At 69.8% G+C, this 14864-nt stretch carries 14 protein-coding genes; 11 read left to right on the top strand and 3 right to left on the bottom strand.

Features of this window, described 5'->3' with window-relative positions; genetic code table 11:
* The first annotated feature begins 401 nt into the window (after nt 1-401).
* The 6 genes from H4N64_RS03595 to H4N64_RS03570 are packed head-to-tail and all read left to right on the top strand — an operon-like array spanning nt 402 to nt 6113.
* Complete coding sequence (locus H4N64_RS03595; RefSeq protein ID WP_186280609.1) at nt 402-2042, top strand: peptide ABC transporter substrate-binding protein; 1641 nt, start codon at nt 402-404, stop codon at nt 2040-2042.
* A 6-nt stretch (nt 2043-2048) separates the two neighbouring features.
* On the top strand, nt 2049-2972 hold the full coding sequence (locus tag H4N64_RS03590) for an ABC transporter permease (RefSeq protein ID WP_186280608.1): 924 nt from the start codon (nt 2049-2051) through the stop codon (nt 2970-2972).
* The gene (locus tag H4N64_RS03585) at nt 2965-3942 is read left to right on the top strand and encodes an ABC transporter permease (RefSeq protein WP_186280607.1); all 978 of its coding nucleotides are present in this window, start codon (nt 2965-2967) and stop codon (nt 3940-3942) included. The genes H4N64_RS03590 and H4N64_RS03585 overlap by 8 nt, the downstream gene beginning before the upstream one ends.
* A 7-nt stretch (nt 3943-3949) precedes the next feature.
* Nucleotides 3950-4096 (top strand): hypothetical protein, encoded by a 147-nt coding sequence (locus tag H4N64_RS03580; protein WP_186280606.1) that lies wholly within the window; start codon nt 3950-3952, stop codon nt 4094-4096.
* A gap of 3 nt (nt 4097-4099) precedes the next feature.
* A complete protein-coding gene (locus tag H4N64_RS03575) occupies nt 4100-5083 on the top strand; it encodes an oligopeptide/dipeptide ABC transporter ATP-binding protein (protein WP_186280605.1) in 984 nt (327 codons plus the stop codon).
* Nucleotides 5076-6113: an ABC transporter ATP-binding protein gene (locus tag H4N64_RS03570; protein ID WP_186280604.1), complete on the top strand. Its 1038-nt coding sequence runs from the start codon at nt 5076-5078 to the stop codon at nt 6111-6113. The genes H4N64_RS03575 and H4N64_RS03570 overlap by 8 nt, the downstream gene beginning before the upstream one ends.
* A gap of 122 nt (nt 6114-6235) precedes the next feature.
* Here the strand turns inward: H4N64_RS03570 and H4N64_RS03565 are convergent, their stop codons facing one another.
* Nucleotides 6236-8350, bottom strand: a complete 2115-nt coding sequence (locus tag H4N64_RS03565) for a S9 family peptidase (RefSeq protein ID WP_186280603.1) — start codon at nt 8348-8350, stop codon at nt 6236-6238.
* 176 nt (nt 8351-8526) lie between these two features.
* Here H4N64_RS03565 and H4N64_RS03560 point away from each other — a divergent pair, with 176 nt between their 5' ends.
* The 4 genes from H4N64_RS03560 (at nt 8527) to H4N64_RS03545 (ending at nt 12374) form a co-directional block, all read left to right on the top strand.
* Nucleotides 8527-8721 (top strand): hypothetical protein, encoded by a 195-nt coding sequence (locus H4N64_RS03560; protein WP_186280602.1) that lies wholly within the window; start codon nt 8527-8529, stop codon nt 8719-8721.
* 33 nt (nt 8722-8754) lie between these two features.
* A complete protein-coding gene (mshB, locus tag H4N64_RS03555; protein WP_186280601.1) occupies nt 8755-9609 on the top strand; it encodes an N-acetyl-1-D-myo-inositol-2-amino-2-deoxy-alpha-D-glucopyranoside deacetylase in 855 nt (284 codons plus the stop codon).
* Nucleotides 9609-10022, top strand: coding sequence for a DUF6113 family protein (locus tag H4N64_RS03550; RefSeq protein ID WP_186280600.1), 414 nt, complete (start codon nt 9609-9611; stop codon nt 10020-10022). Before mshB ends, H4N64_RS03550 begins: the two co-directional genes overlap by 1 nt.
* A 159-nt stretch (nt 10023-10181) precedes the next feature.
* A complete protein-coding gene (locus tag H4N64_RS03545; RefSeq protein WP_186280599.1) occupies nt 10182-12374 on the top strand; it encodes a hypothetical protein in 2193 nt (730 codons plus the stop codon).
* Between the two features lie 51 nt (nt 12375-12425).
* Here the strand turns inward: H4N64_RS03545 and H4N64_RS03540 are convergent, their stop codons facing one another.
* Together H4N64_RS03540 and H4N64_RS03535 are read right to left on the bottom strand one after the other, a co-directional pair.
* On the bottom strand, nt 12426-13277 hold the full coding sequence (locus H4N64_RS03540) for a transglutaminase family protein (protein WP_186280598.1): 852 nt from the start codon (nt 13275-13277) through the stop codon (nt 12426-12428).
* A 30-nt stretch (nt 13278-13307) separates the two neighbouring features.
* On the bottom strand, nt 13308-14318 hold the full coding sequence (locus H4N64_RS03535) for a GNAT family N-acetyltransferase (RefSeq protein WP_186280597.1): 1011 nt from the start codon (nt 14316-14318) through the stop codon (nt 13308-13310).
* Between the two features lie 140 nt (nt 14319-14458).
* Here H4N64_RS03535 and fdxA point away from each other — a divergent pair, with 140 nt between their 5' ends.
* Entirely contained in the window at nt 14459-14779 is a 321-nt protein-coding gene (fdxA, locus tag H4N64_RS03530; protein WP_003998156.1) for a ferredoxin, read from the top strand.
* The last annotated feature ends 85 nt before the right edge of the window (nt 14780-14864 follow it).

Raw genomic sequence — 14864 nt, 5'->3', positions numbered from 1 at the left:
AACGCAATTCATTCAAGGTCAATAAATTCTCGGTCGGCTTGGTTGTCTATTTACCTTCTTTACTCCGTCTTGACTGTTCCGTAGCTACGCGGGTAGCGCACCGTGATCGAGTTGTGCCTTGACTCGGGCCAACTGGACTATTCGGGCAAGGAGTTCGTTATGCGGACGCCCTAGTGCCGAAATGCGTACATCGGAGGGTCCGAATCCAACGGTTCGGCATCGGATGCCGAAGATCCATTGCGCCGCGCATCCAAGATCCATTCGGACGGGCCCGAATGGGTCTGAGAAGCCCCCCGAAAGGTGGGGTGCGTATGCGGATTGCCGCTTTTGCATTGATATTTGCCGGTAACGGAACAGCGCCCAGGCGCTGGAGGCACATGGCAGTCATGAGGAGGCACTCCATGCGTGGAGCCACGCACGCCAAATGGGCCGCTTGCGCGGTGGCGGTAGCGCTCGCGGCGACGGCCTGCGGAGGCGATGACAGCGACAGCGGCAGCGGCACCGGAAGCGACAGCGGCGCGGTGCTCAGCTCCTCCTGGGGGGACCCGCAGAACCCACTGGAGCCCGCCAACACCAATGAGGTGCAGGGCGGCAAGGTCCTCGACATGATCTTCCGCAGCCTGAAGAAGTACGACCCGGAGACGGGCGAGGCCGAGGACATGCTCGCCGAGTCCATCGAGACGACCGACTCGCAGAACTTCACCATCACCATCAAGGACTGGACCTTCAGCAACGGTGAGAAGGTCACCGCCAAGTCCTTCGTGGACGCCTGGAACTACGGCGCCAGCCTGAAGAACAACCAGAAGAACGCCTACTTCTTCGGCTACATCGAGGGCTACGACAAGACCCACCCCGAGGACGGCAGCAAGCAGAGCGCCGACACGCTCTCCGGTCTGAAGGTCGTCGACGACAAGACCTTCACCGTCAAGCTCAGCCAGAAGTTCTCCACCTTCCCCGAGACCCTCGGCTACCCCGCCTTCGCCCCGCTCCCGCAGGCGTTCTTCGACGACCACGACGCCTGGCTGAGCAAGCCCGTCGGCAACGGCCCGTACGCCATCGACTCCTACGCCAAGGGCTCGCAGATGTCACTGCGCGCCTGGGACGCCTACCCCGGCGAGGACAAGGCGCAGAACGGCGGAGTCGACCTCAAGGTCTACACCGACAACAACACCGCCTACACCGACCTGATGGCCGGCAACCTCGACCTGGTCGACGACGTCCCCGCATCCCAGCTCCAGAACGTCCAGGCCGACCTCGGCGACCGCTACCTCAACACCCCCGCCGGCATCATCCAGACGCTCGCCTTCCCCTTCTACGACGACGACTGGAACAAGGCCGGCATGGAGAAGGTCCGCACGGGCCTGTCCCGGGCCATCGACCGCGAGCAGATCACCGAGACCATCTTCCAGAAGACGCGCACCCCGGCCACCGACTGGACCTCCCCGGTGCTCGGCGAGGACGGCGGCTTCAAGGAAGGCCTGTGCGGCGACGCCTGCGAGTACGACGCCGACGCGGCCAAGCGGCTCATCGAGGAGGGCGGCGGGCTCCCCGGCGGCCAGGTCAAGATCACGTACAACGCGGACACCGGCTCGCACAAGGAGTGGGTGGACGCCGTCTGCAACTCCATCAACAACGCCCTCGACAACGAGCGCGCCTGCGTCGGCAACCCGGTCGGCACCTTCGCCGACTTCCGCAGCCAGATCACCGACCACAAGATGAGCGGCCCGTTCCGGGCGGGCTGGCAGATGGACTACCCGCTCATCCAGAACTTCCTCCAGCCGCTCTACTACACCAACGCCTCCTCCAACGACGGCAAGTGGTCCAACAAGGAGTTCGACGACCTCGTCGACCAGGCCAACGCCGAGAGCGACACCGCCAAGGCGATCGGCCTGTTCCAGGACGCCGAGGAGGTCGTACGGGACAACATGGCCGCCATCCCGCTCTGGTACCAGAACGGCAGCGCCGGCTACTCGGAGCGGCTGTCCGACGTGAGGCTCAACCCGTTCAGCGTCCCCGTCTACAACGAGATCAAGGTCGGCTGAGCGCCCATGGGACGGTACGTCGTCCGGCGTCTGCTCCAGATGATCCCGGTCTTCATCGGGGCGACCCTGCTGATCTTCCTCATGGTGAACGTGATGGGCGACCCCATCGCCGGGCTGTGCGGAGACCGGCAGTGCGACCCGGCGACGGCCGCCCAGCTGGAGAAGGAGTTCGGCCTCGACAAGCCGGTGTGGCAGCAATACCTGACGTACATGGGGAACGTCTTCACCGGCGACTTCGGCACCGCGTTCAACGGTCAGGAGGTCACCGAGCTGATGTCGACGGCGTTCCCGGTGACCATCCGGCTGACGATCGTCGCGATCCTCTTCGAGATCGTCATCGGCATCACCCTGGGCGTCGTCACGGGCCTGCGCCGGGGCCGGCCCGTCGACACCGGCGTTCTGCTGGTCACCCTCGTGGTGATCTCGGTGCCCACCTTCGTCACCGGCCTGCTGCTCCAGCTCCTGCTCGGCGTCGAGTGGGGCTGGATCAAACCTTCGGTCTCCACCGACGCCACCTTCGACGAGCTGATCGTGCCGGGCCTGGTCCTCGCCTCGGTCTCCCTCGCCTACGTCACCCGGCTGACCCGGACCTCCATCGCGGAGAACAAGCGGTCCGACTACGTCCGTACGGCCGTCGCCAAGGGCCTGCCCCAGCGCCGGGTGATCACCAGGCATCTGCTGCGCAACTCGCTGATCCCCGTGGTCACCTTCATCGGCACCGACATCGGCGCCCTGATGGGCGGCGCGATCGTCACCGAGCGGATCTTCAACATCCACGGCGTGGGCTACCAGCTCTACCAGGGCATCCTGCGGCAGAACACCCAGACGGTGGTCGGCTTCGTGACCGTCCTCGTGCTGGTCTTCCTGGTCGCCAATCTGCTTGTCGACCTTCTCTACGCCGTTCTCGATCCGAGGATCCGCTATGCCTGAGCAGCCTGACGACGACGGCGCGATCGCCGCGACCGGTATGGGCGGCGCCATGGACCTCGCGACGTCCGAGGGGGAGACCCTGGAGAAGACACGAGGAGGTCCGGAGGGCGCCGGCCCCCAGGAGAAGCCCCGCTCGCTGTGGTCCGACGCCTGGCGCGATCTGCGCCGCAACCCCGTCTTCATCATCTCCGGGCTGATCATCCTCTTCCTGGTCTTCATCTCCCTGTGGCCGTCGGCGATCGCCTCCGGCAGCCCCCTCAAGTGCGACCTTGCCAAGGCCCAGCAGGGCTCCCAGCCCGGACACCCCTTCGGCTTCAACGGCCAGGGCTGCGACGTCTACACCCGTACGGTCTACGGCGCCCGTACGTCCGTCACCGTCGGCGTCTGCGCCACCCTCGGAGTCGCCCTCCTCGGCAGCGTGCTCGGCGGGCTCGCCGGGTTCTTCGGCGGGGCCTCGGACTCGGTGCTGTCCCGGATCACCGACATCTTCTTCGCGATCCCCGTCGTCCTCGGCGGCCTGGTGCTGCTGTCGGTCGTCACCAACAACAGCATCTGGCCGGTCATCGGGTTCATGGTGCTGCTGGGCTGGCCGCAGATCTCCCGCATCGCCCGCGGCTCCGTCATCACCGTCAAGCAGAACGACTTCGTCCAGGCCGCCCGCGCCCTCGGCGCCTCCAACTCCCGCATGCTCCTGCGGCACATCGCGCCCAACGCCGTCGCCCCGGTGATCGTCGTGGCGACCATCGCGCTCGGCACCTATATCGCGCTGGAGGCGACCCTGTCCTACCTCGGCGTCGGACTGAAGCCGCCGAGCGTCTCCTGGGGCATCGACATCTCGGCCGCCTCCCCCTACATCCGCAACGCCCCGCACGCCCTGTTGTGGCCCTCGGGCGCCCTGGCGATCACCGTCCTGGCCTTCATCATGCTCGGCGACGCGGTCCGCGACGCCCTCGACCCGAAGCTGAGGTGACGGTGTCATGCCTCGAAAACTGCGCGGGCTCGTGCTCGGTGCGGCGGTCGGCCTCGGCTCGTCGTGGGGTTCCGGCGTCCGGACAGGTCCTGTTCCGGCGTCCGCCGTCCGCGAGGACGTGGTACGCGACGCCTTCGACCCCGAGGTGAGGTGAGTCGTGCTTCTCGAAGTGCGTGATCTGCACGTGGAGTTCCGGACCAGGGACGGCGTCGCCAAGGCGGTCAACGGCGTCAACTACTCCGTCGACGCGGGCGAGACCCTCGCCGTGCTCGGCGAGTCCGGCTCCGGCAAGTCGGTCACCGCGCAGACCGTCATGGGCATCCTCGACATGCCGCCGGGGCGGATCACCGCGGGCGAGATCCTCTTCCAGGGCAAGGATCTGCTGAAGCTGAAGGAGGAGGAGCGCCGGAAGATCCGCGGCGCCGAGATGGCGATGATCTTCCAGGACGCGCTGTCCTCACTGAACCCCGTGCTCAGCGTCGGCGACCAGCTCGGCGAGATGTTCACCGTGCACCGGGGGATGTCGAAGAAGGACGCCCGCGCCAAGGCCGTGGAACTGATGGACCACGTCCGCATCCCGGCCGCCAAGGAGCGGGTCAAGCAGTACCCGCACCAGTTCTCCGGCGGTATGCGCCAGCGCATCATGATCGCGATGGCGCTGGCCCTGGAGCCCGCCCTGATCATCGCCGACGAGCCCACCACCGCCCTGGACGTCACGGTCCAGGCCCAGGTCATGGATCTGCTCGCGGAGTTGCAGCGCGAGTACAACATGGGCCTGATCCTCATCACCCACGACCTCGGCGTGGTCGCGGACGTCGCCGACAGGATCGCGGTGATGTACGCGGGCCGGATCGTGGAGTCGGCCCCCGTGCACGACATCTACAAGGCACCCGCCCACCCCTACACCCGGGGCCTGCTCGACTCCATCCCGCGCCTGGACCAGAAGGGCCAGGAGCTCTACGCCATCAAGGGCCTGCCGCCGAGCCTGATGCACATCCCCAAGGGCTGCGCCTTCCACCCCCGCTGCCCCATGGCCCAGGACGTCTGCCGCACCGACGAACCTCCCCTGTACGAGGTGACCCCGTCCGACGGGGAACGGGGCAGCGCCTGCCACTTCTGGAGGGAGTGCCTGCATGGCTGAGCCGATTCTTCAGGTCAGCGGGCTGGTCAAGCACTATCCACTGACCACGGGCATCCTCTTCAAGAAGCAGGTCGGCGCGGTCAAGGCCGTCGACGGCGTGGACTTCGAGCTGGAGCAGGGCGAGACCCTCGGCATCGTCGGGGAGTCCGGCTGCGGCAAGTCGACCGTCGCCAAGATGCTGGTCAACCTGGAGAAACCGACGGCGGGTTCGATCAAGTACAAGGGCGAGGACATCACCACCCTCTCCGGCAAGGCCCTGAGGACGGTCCGCCGCAACATCCAGATGGTCTTCCAGGACCCCTACACCTCGCTCAACCCCCGGATGACGGTCGGCGACATCATCGGAGAGCCCTACGACATCCACCCCGAGGTGGCCCCGAAGGGCGACCGGCGCCGCAAGGTGCAGGAGCTGCTGGACGTCGTCGGCCTCAACCCCGAGTACATCAACCGCTATCCGCACCAGTTCTCCGGCGGCCAGCGCCAACGCATCGGCATCGCAAGGGGGTTGGCGCTGCGCCCCGAGATCATCGTCGCCGACGAACCGGTCTCCGCGCTGGACGTCTCGATCCAGGCCCAGGTCATCAACCTCCTGGACCGGCTCCAGAACGACTTCGACCTCTCCTACATCTTCATCGCCCACGACCTGTCGATCGTCCGGCACATCTCCGACCGGGTCGGCGTGATGTACCTCGGCCGCATCGTGGAGATCGGCAAGGACGCCGAGATCTACGACCATCCCACGCATCCCTACACCCAGGCGCTCCTCTCCGCGGTCCCCCTCCCCGACCCGGAGGCCCGGGAAAACCGCGAGCGGATCATCCTGGCCGGCGACGTCCCGTCCCCGACGAACATCCCCTCCGGCTGCCGCTTCCGCACCCGCTGCTGGAAGGCCCAGGACCGCTGCGTCCACGAGGTCCCCCTCCTCGCGGTCCCACCCCACCTCCGCCTCCTGGAAGGCCCGCAGGCACACGACTCCGCCTGCCACTTCGCGGAGGAGAAGCAGGTGGTCCCGGCCGAGGAACCGGAGTAACACGGAGGCAACTCCACTGACCCGATTCCGATATACGGACGCGTCAGTCTGAACAACGTACGGCCGTGCGGGTGCCGTAAACGGACCGGGATGCGCCATGTCATCCCGGTCCGTTGCCGTACCTACAGCCCCAGCGAACGCTTCAGGAAGTCCACCTGGAGCAGCAGCAGGTTCTCCGCGACCTGCTCCTGCGGCGTCATGTGTGTCACCCCCGACAGGGGCAGAACCTCGTGCGGGCGGCCCGCCGACAGCAGCGCCGAGGACAGACGGAGGGCGTGGGCGACCACCACGTTGTCGTCGGCGAGACCGTGCACGATCATCAGCGGGCGATGCGGATCGGCGGGGTCGGACAGGCCCTCGTCGGTGAGCAGGGAGCTCTGCGCGTACGACTCCGGGTGCGCCGCCGGGTCGCCCAGGTACCGCTCGGTGTAGTGGGTGTCGTACAGCCGCCAGTCGGTGACCGGCGCTCCCGCGATGGCGGCGTGGAAGACATCGGGGCGGCGGAGCACCGCGAGCCCCGCCAGCCAGCCCCCGAAGGACCAGCCGCGGATGGCGACCCGGTTCAGGTCGAGCGGGTGGGTCTTGGCGAGGTCCTGGAGGGCGTCGATCTGGTCGTCGAGAGCGACGGTCAGGTCGTGATGGATCTCCTTCTCCCACGCGGGCGAGCGGCCCGGCGTGCCCCGGCCGTCCGCCACGACCACCGCGAACCCCTGGTCGGCGAACCACTGCGAGGTGAGGAGAGCGTTGTGCGCGGCGACCACACGGGGGCCGTGCGGACCGCCGTAGGGGTCCATCAGCACCGGAAGGGAGGTGTCACCGCGGTAGTCCGTTGGCATAAGCACGGCGCACGGGACACGGCGTGCGCCCCCTTGGGTGAGCGTCACGCGCGGGGACAGACCGGGATTTTCGGCGTACGAGGCAATGGTCGCCGTGCCCTTCCCGTCCCGGAAGACCCGCACCCGCGCCCCCGGCCGGTCCGGCGCCGCGGACACCAATACGGTCACGCCCCCGGAGCGCACCGCCGAGTGCACGCCGGGCTCCTGGGACACGCGCTCCACCCCGAGTTCGTTCACCCGATAGACATGCACCTCGCCGATCTCCGGTTCCGCCGCCGCTTCCCCGGCGGACGCCGATACCAGCACGTCGTCGTCCGAGACGTCCAACACCGCACGGACGTGCAACTGCGCTCCCGTCAGCGGTCGTTCACCCACCGCCAGCACCCGCGCGCCCCCCTCGTCCGCGATCCGCACGAGCTGCCCCGAGGGGCTCCAGCACGGCACCCCAGGGAAAAGTTCAAGCCAAACTGGATCTTCGTCCGCGTGCACCATCCGGGTCGCCCCCGACTCCGGGTCCACGGCCAGGAACAACTGGCTGCGCTGGTCGCGCGCCTGGACGAGAAGCAGCGGCGCACCCGCCGCTGACCAGTGCACATGCGCCAGATACGGATAGCGCGCCCGGTCCCACATCACCTCCGTGCGCCCCCCGTCGAGGCCGATCACGAACAGCCGTACGTCCGCGTTGGCGGTTCCCGCCGCCGGATACGCCACCCGCTGCGGCTCACGTTCCGGATGGGCCGGATCGGAGATCCACCACCGGCTCACCGGCGCGTCGTCCACCCGTGCCACCAGCAGCCGGTCCGACTCCGGACCCCACCAAAAGCCCCGCGAACGCCCCATCTCCTCGGCCGCGATGAATTCCGCAAGACCGTAGGAGACCTGCTCCGACTCCCCTTCGGCGAGCGTCCGTTCACCCTCGCCCTCGGCGCCGACCACATGCAGGGCGCCCTGGGCGACGTAGGCGACATGGTGGCCGTCGGGGGAGGGGCGCGGGTCGATCACCGGTCCCCTGACGGGGAGTTCGCGTGCCGTCCCGGCCCGCAGCTCGGCCACGAAAAGCCGCCCTGACAAGGCGAAAGACGCCAGCTCCAGGGCCTCGTCGGTGGCGTAGCCGACGATGCCGGCGCCGCCCTCGCGGCTGCGTTCGCGCCGGGCCCGCTCCTGCGGGGAGAGGTGCTCCGCCGTACCGCCGAGGAGGGCGCGCGGGTCCGCCGCCACGCGCTCCGTGCCGTCCCCGGGGTCGAGCACCCACAGCGCGTTCGCCCGGTCCGTACCGGAGGAGGAGCGCAGGAACGCGACCCGCGAACCGTCGGGCGCCACGGTGAACGCGCGTGGCGCGCCGAGCGTGAACCGCTGGGTGCGCGCGTGCCGTCGGGGGAAGGAGTCAGACATCGTCGTCATGCCCCGACCATATTGGCCATGCGCCCCCTTGTGCGGCCGTGCGCCGATCGATGCGCGCGTACGGATAGTTATGATCACTAGCGCATAGTGGGTATGAACCTGCTGGCTGCCTTATGGATTTATCTGCCCCCTAAGTCCGACCCCCGCGCTCTTGGGATCTTTGGAGGTGAGCCGCCGTGGCACTCTCGATTTCGGCGGTGGTGCTGCTGGCGATCATCGTCTTCTTGCTGATCAAGAAGTCAGGACTGAAGGGCGGGCATGCGGTCGTCTGCATCCTGCTCGGCTTCTATCTCGCCTCCTCGACGATGGCACCCACCATCAGCGACCTGACCACGAGCGTGGCCAGCATGATCGGCAGCATCAAGTTCTGATCACTCCATGACCTCCCCCTTAGGGTGGGGTCCATGACGGAACTGCCCGCCCGTCGTCTGCTGCTGGTGCACGCGCACCCGGACGACGAGTCGATCAACAACGGCGCGACGATGGCCGCGTATGCCGCCGAGGGTGCCCATGTGACCCTGGTCACCTGCACGCTCGGCGAGCGCGGCGAGGTCATCCCGCCCGGCCTCGCCCATCTGTCCGGCACCGCCCTCGGCGAGTACCGCCTGGGCGAGCTCACCGCCGCCATGAGCGCGCTCGGCGTCGACGACTTCCGTCTGCTCGGCGGCCCCGGCCGCTACCGCGACTCCGGGATGATGGGCCTGCCCGACAACGACGACCCGGACTGCTTCTGGCGGGCCGACGTCGACGAGGCCGCCGGCCATCTGCTGGAGGTGATCCGCGAGGTACGCCCCCAGGTCCTGATCACCTACGACGACAACGGCGGCTACGGCCACCCCGACCACATCCAGGCCCACCGCGTCGCCATGCGCGCCGCCGAACTCGCGGCCGACGCGGGCTGCCCGGTCGCCAAGGTCTACTGGAACCGCGTCCCGCGCACCGTCGGCGAGCAGGCCTTCGCCCGCCTGCAGGCCGCCCTGCCACAACTGCCGTTCACCAAGACGGCCACCCTCGACGACGTCCCCGGAGTGGTCGGCGACGAGCGGATCACCACCGTCGTCGACGGCACCGCGCACACCGCCGCCAAGACCGCCGCGATGGCCGCGCACGCCACCCAGATCGAGGTGTCCGGCGAGTACTTCGTCCTCTCCAACGAGCTCGCCCAGCCCGTCTTCACCACCGAGTACTACGAGTTGGTACGCGGCGAGAAGGCCGGAGCGCCGGAGACCGACCTGTTCGCGGGGATCGAGGACGCGTGATGAAGAACGACCGGACGCCGATGCTGGCCCAGCCGCTGGGCCTGCCCTCCTTCACCCGGTTCGCCCTGCTGTTCGGGCTCTTCGTGCTCGGCGCGGTCGTCGCGGCCGCCGGTGCGCTGATCCAGGGCGCCTGGTTCCCGGGCGGGCTGATGCTGGCGCTCGCCGGTGAGATCGGGCTGTGCCTCGGCGGCGCGCTCATCGCCCGCGGCCGGGCCGGGGCCGTCGCACCGGCAGGCGGCTGGATGCTCGCCGTCATCCTGCTCACCGCCAGCCGCCCCGAGGGCGACTTCGTCTTCGCCTCGGACGGCGGCTCGTACGTCTTCCTCCTCGGAGGGATGGCCACAGCTGTGATGTGCGCCACCCTCGCGCCGACGCGGCAACCGAACGACGACGACGTCCGACTTGGCAAGTGACGTACTACTTCTCCGCGCCGCGCACGTGCGAGTCCCGTGTGGTTTCCCCGGCGGTCGTGGGATACGGGCCAGAAGTGGCCAGTATGGTGGTGCGCGCCGCCGAGCCGCCCGGAGCAGTGAGGTCGAGTCGGGCGGCGGAGCCAACCGGGAGAACCTGCCTTGAGTCGTGAAACTGACAGTCCGTCCTCCGGGCCCAACGGGCGCGGCGGAGCCGCATACCCCTCGGGCACGCCGCCTTACGGGACGCCTGCGGTTCCCGACGGCGGTCCGGATGCGGGCCGTTCGGCCGCGCGGCCGGAGGAACGCAAGACCGAGACCACGCTGACGACCCGGATCCGGATCAACATCCCCGGATCGCGGCCCATTCCGCCGGTCGTCGTGCGCAAGCCCGTCGGGGACACCGAGAACTCCGACGCCGGCATCGACACGCAGCCGCCCGCGCCGGGCACCGTTCCCTCCGCGCGCACCCCCGAGCCTCCCGCCGAGCCCGCGCCCGCGGCCGAGGAGAAGGCGAGCGAGTGGTTCGCGCCGCGCAAGTCCTCGGCCCCGAAGGCCGGTCCGGGCGGCAGCCCGAGCAACGGGGCCGGTGCGCCCGGGGGTTCGGCGCCTTCGGGTGCGGCGCCCTCGGGTCCGCGTCCCGGCGCCGGTGCGGCCGGTGGCACGGGTGCGCCCGGTGGCGCGCGGCCCGGTGGTGTCGTCGGCTCCATGAACATGCAGGGCGGCCCCCGCCCCGGCGCCACCAACGGCGCGGGGCTCCCGGGCGCGACCGGCGGACCCGTGGCGCCCGGACACGGCGGCGGCACCGGCTCCTTCGACGTCACCGAGGCGCTGGCCTCGGGCCCGCTCGGGGGCGGCCCCCGTCCCGGCGACGAACCGCGCCGCGACGACCTGCCGTACTTCTCCGACAACGGCGGCCAGCACGGCTACGGCGGCCAGGGCATGCCCGGCGGTCCGAACGGCGGCCCCGCGGGACCGGGCGGCCCGAGTGGCTTCAACGGCCCCGGTGGACCCGGCGCCCCCGGTGGCCGCGGCGGACAGCAGGGTCCCGCGGGCCCGACGACCGGTCCGGTGACCGGGGACGGCCCGCTGGTGCCCCCGATGGGCGGCGGCCCCGGCGCGATGGGCGGCGCCCCCGGCATGCACGCCCCCGGCGGCGGCCTGAGCGACGACACCGCGATCCTCACCCCGCAGAAACCGGCCCCCGAGCCCGGCACCCCCGGCTACGGCAACCCCGCGGACAACGTCTCCGGGCACACCGTCACCAGCGGTATCCCCGTCGTGCCGCCCACCGCCCAGAACGCCCCGTTCGGCCCAGGCGCGCACACCGACGGACCGCTCTCGCACACGCCCCCGAAGCTGCCCGAGCCCATCGCGCAGAACGTGCCCTCGGCGCCCGCGCCGAAGAAAAAGAAGGGCCGCGGCAAGCGGGGCCTGCTCACCGGCGGCGTGATCGTCCTGGCCGGCGGCGTCTACGGCGCCGGGCTGCTGATGAACCACTCCGATGTGCCCAAGGGCACCACCGTGCTCGGCGTCGACATCGGCGGCGGCACTCGTGACGACGCGGTCAAGAAGCTCGACGACGCCTTCGAGGACCGCGTGAACAAGGAGCTGAAGCTGACGGTCGGCGGCAAGACCGTCACCCTCAAGCCGGACCAGGCGGGGCTCCAGTTCGACGCCGCGGCCACCGTCAGCGAGGCCGCGCAGAGCGACTACAACCCGGTCTCCGTGGTCGGCTCGCTCTTCGGCCAGGAGCGCGTGGTGGAGCCGGTCATGCCGGTCGACGAGGAGAAGCTCCAGGCCGCGCTGGAGAACGCCGCCGGCGGCTCCGGATCGGTGACCGAGGGCACGATCAAGTTCGACTCGGGCAAGGCCGTCGCCGTGTACGGCAAGGCGGGCCAGGGCATCGAGGTCGCCAAGTCGACCGGCGCGGTCGAGGAGGCGTACCGCACCCAGGTGGAGACCGGCACGGCGCCCGCGGTGCCGGTCGCGACGACGACCAAGCAGCCGACGGTCGACAAGGCCGAGGTCGACCGGATGATGAAGGAGTACGCCGAGCCCGCGATGTCGGCGAACGTCGTCGTCCGCACGGACGCCGCCCGCTTCATCGAGTTCAGCCCGGAGAACTCGCTGTGGAAGTTCCTTCGCGTCAAGGCAGTTGACGGCAAGCTCGTCGACAGCCCCGACCTGAACGCGCTCAAGGAGCTCTACGGCCAGACCTTCGACGGGGTGCTGATCACCCGGGGCACCGGCAAGAAGACGGCCGTCACTCCCCAGGACGTCTACGTCGCCCTGCGTCAGGCACTGCTGAGCAAGACCGACCGGGACGTCACCATCGAGACAAACCCGAGCTGACCGGGCCGGAGTGCCGTACGACATCGCTCGTACGGCACTCCGGACGCACCGTCAGTTCAGCATGGCCCGCGCGGCATGGGCCTGCTGCCGGACACGGGCCGCGGCGGGCTCGTCGACCGCCCCCACCACTTCGGCGTACGCCTCCAGCTCCACCGCTCCCTTGACGAAGTCCCCCCGCTGCACGAGCAACTGAGCCCGCTCGTACCGCAGCCGGGCCGGATGCGCGGGCAGCAGCAGCGCCAACTCGACGGCCCACAGCGCCACATCCGACCGCTCGGGCCGAGCCGCGGCCCACGCCCGGATGTTGTTGAGGATCCGCGAGACCACCTCCAAAGGCGCCGCGGGCACCAGCATCGACGGATGCAAGGAGGCTCCCGTGGCCCCCGCCACCAGCAACTCCGCATCGGCCCCGGTCAACGCCCGGCCTTGATTGAACGGATCGGCGAGCACCTGCTCGTCCGGCTCCCCGAACCCCACGATGAAGTGCCCCGGCAGAGCCAGCCCGTACACCGGCGCCCCGGCCCTGCGCGCCACCTCCATCCACACCACCGACAGCAGGATCGGCAGCCCGCGCCTGCGCCGCAGCACCTCGTGCAGCAGCGAGGACTCCAGCCGCTGATAGTCCCCGGGCGCGCCCCGGAAGCCGAGCCGGTCGCCGAGCAGCCCGCGCAGGGACACGGCCCAGGAGCGGGGGCCGCCGGGCCGGAACGGCAGTTGCCCGGCCAGCCGGTCCAGTTCCATCTGGGCCGCGTCGATGCCCGCCTCGTCCAGCGTGCCGTCCGCCTCGGCGCCCACCAGCAGACACAGCGTCGACAGATCGGGCCGCTCGCAGCGGGCCTCCTCGGCGAACCGCCGACGCAGTTCGGTCGAGCGTTCGGGTGGCGGGGGGTAGGGGGGACGCATAGCAGGCTCGTGCCCTCTCACGGCGATCGGTTACCGGCCGGAGCCGGAGTTCTCCGGCTCGCGGTAGTGGTGGTACGCGTGATGCGCCGAGAAACCCATTCTGGCGTACAGCTCCCGTGCCCCCATGTTGTCCGTCTCGACCTGGAGCCAGGCCGCCGACGCCCCCTCGTCCAGGGCCCGCCCGGCCAGCGCGGCCATCACTGCGGAGGCCAGCCCTTGCCGCCGTAGCGCCGGATCGACCTCGACGGCGGCGAAACCCGCCCAGCGTCCGTCGACGACGCACCGGCCGATGGCCGCGGGAACACCACCGTCACCAGGAATGGTCGCGAACCACACCGAGGGCCCGCTGCCCAGCACCTTCAGGGCGACCTCGCTCAGCCCCTTGCGCTGGTAGCGCGCGAGCCACGCCTCGTCCGCCTGTCGGGACAGCACGACCTCGGCCGACTCCTCCCGGTCGGCGAGCGGCGCCAGCGCCCCGATCCACAGCTCGGCGGTCACCTCACGCGTCCAGCCCCGCTTCTCCAGCTCCGCGCACAGCAGCTCCTGGGTGCCCTCGGCGCCGGTCGCGGTCTGCACGTAGGCGGGCAGCCCGCGCTCGCGGTACCACCGCCGGACGGCGGACAGCGCCTCGTCGAGCGGCAGGCCAGGGTCGCCCAGCGGGAGCACCGAGTTGGCACGGCGGGTGAAGCCGGAGGCGGCGCGCAGCTCCCACCCGCCGAGCCGCTCGCTCTCCACCGGCCGCCACGCGCGCGTGCAGACGTGCGCCAGCTCCTCGTACGAGGCGGCGGGACCCCGGCGGCGGGCCGGAGCACTCGGCACGACCTTGCCCGCGACCAGCGACGATTCCGGGATGCGGACGGTTTCGCCACTCTTCCGTGTGATCAGCAGCACACCGTCGTCCCATGATGCGAGAACACCCACCGTGTCGGTGAACTTCTCACCCGCCCGCGCGGGATCGTTCAGGCATCGCACAGAGACCCGTTTACCCACGTCAGCAGCGGTGATACGGATCTCAAGGCGCCCCGTCGCAGAGATTTCCACAGGTCAGTTCACCCCTCCTGTTCGGATCATGCCCAAGAACGGAGATACTAGGGGCGGGCATCGACGACGCCGCGCTCCCGCGCGCCAGGCGGCGGAGCCTGTGGAGGCCCGCCAGCGCCCTATCGAGGAGGAACGACAGCGTGACCTACGTCATCGCGCAGCCTTGTGTCGACGTCAAGGACAAGGCGTGCATCGAGGAGTGCCCGGTCGACTGCATCTACGAGGGCTCCCGGTCCTTGTACATCCACCCGGACGAATGCGTCGACTGCGGAGCCTGCGAGCCGGTCTGCCCGGTCGAGGCGATCTTCTACGAGGACGACGTGCCGGAGGAGTGGAAGGACTACTACAAGGCGAACGTCGAGTTCTTCGACGAGCTCGGCTCTCCCGGCGGCGCCAGCAAGCTGGGCCTGATCGAGCGCGACCACCCCTTCGTCGCCGCGCTCCCGCCGCAGGCCGAGTAATCACCCAAGCGGCCCGCACAGCTGTGCCGCCTCGGTCCCGCACGCCCCGATCGCCCTCGAAGGCCGTGCGGGGCCGAGGCGTTTG

This window comes from Streptomyces cupreus (genome assembly GCF_014257025.1).
Lineage (GTDB): Bacteria > Actinomycetota > Actinomycetes > Streptomycetales > Streptomycetaceae > Streptomyces > Streptomyces cupreus.
Note: the sequence above shows the minus strand (reverse complement) of the source record. Positions and strands in the feature narration are given on the sequence as shown.

Bases quoted from the DNA above. Each gene is read 5' to 3' on its own strand.
- H4N64_RS03595 (WP_186280609.1), top strand. From the start codon at position 402: ATGCGTGGAGCCACGCACGCCAAATGGGCCGCTTGCGCGGTGGCGGTA.
- H4N64_RS03590 (WP_186280608.1), top strand. From the start codon at position 2,049: ATGGGACGGTACGTCGTCCGGCGTCTGCTCCAGATGATCCCGGTCTTC.
- H4N64_RS03585 (WP_186280607.1), top strand. From the start codon at position 2,965: ATGCCTGAGCAGCCTGACGACGACGGCGCGATCGCCGCGACCGGTATG.
- H4N64_RS03580 (WP_186280606.1), top strand. From the start codon at position 3,950: ATGCCTCGAAAACTGCGCGGGCTCGTGCTCGGTGCGGCGGTCGGCCTC.
- H4N64_RS03570 (WP_186280604.1), top strand. From the start codon at position 5,076: ATGGCTGAGCCGATTCTTCAGGTCAGCGGGCTGGTCAAGCACTATCCA.
- H4N64_RS03565 (WP_186280603.1), bottom strand. From the start codon at position 8,350: ATGACGACGATGTCTGACTCCTTCCCCCGACGGCACGCGCGCACCCAG.
- mshB (WP_186280601.1), top strand. From the start codon at position 8,755: ATGACGGAACTGCCCGCCCGTCGTCTGCTGCTGGTGCACGCGCACCCG.
- H4N64_RS03550 (WP_186280600.1), top strand. From the start codon at position 9,609: ATGAAGAACGACCGGACGCCGATGCTGGCCCAGCCGCTGGGCCTGCCC.
- H4N64_RS03540 (WP_186280598.1), bottom strand. From the start codon at position 13,277: ATGCGTCCCCCCTACCCCCCGCCACCCGAACGCTCGACCGAACTGCGT.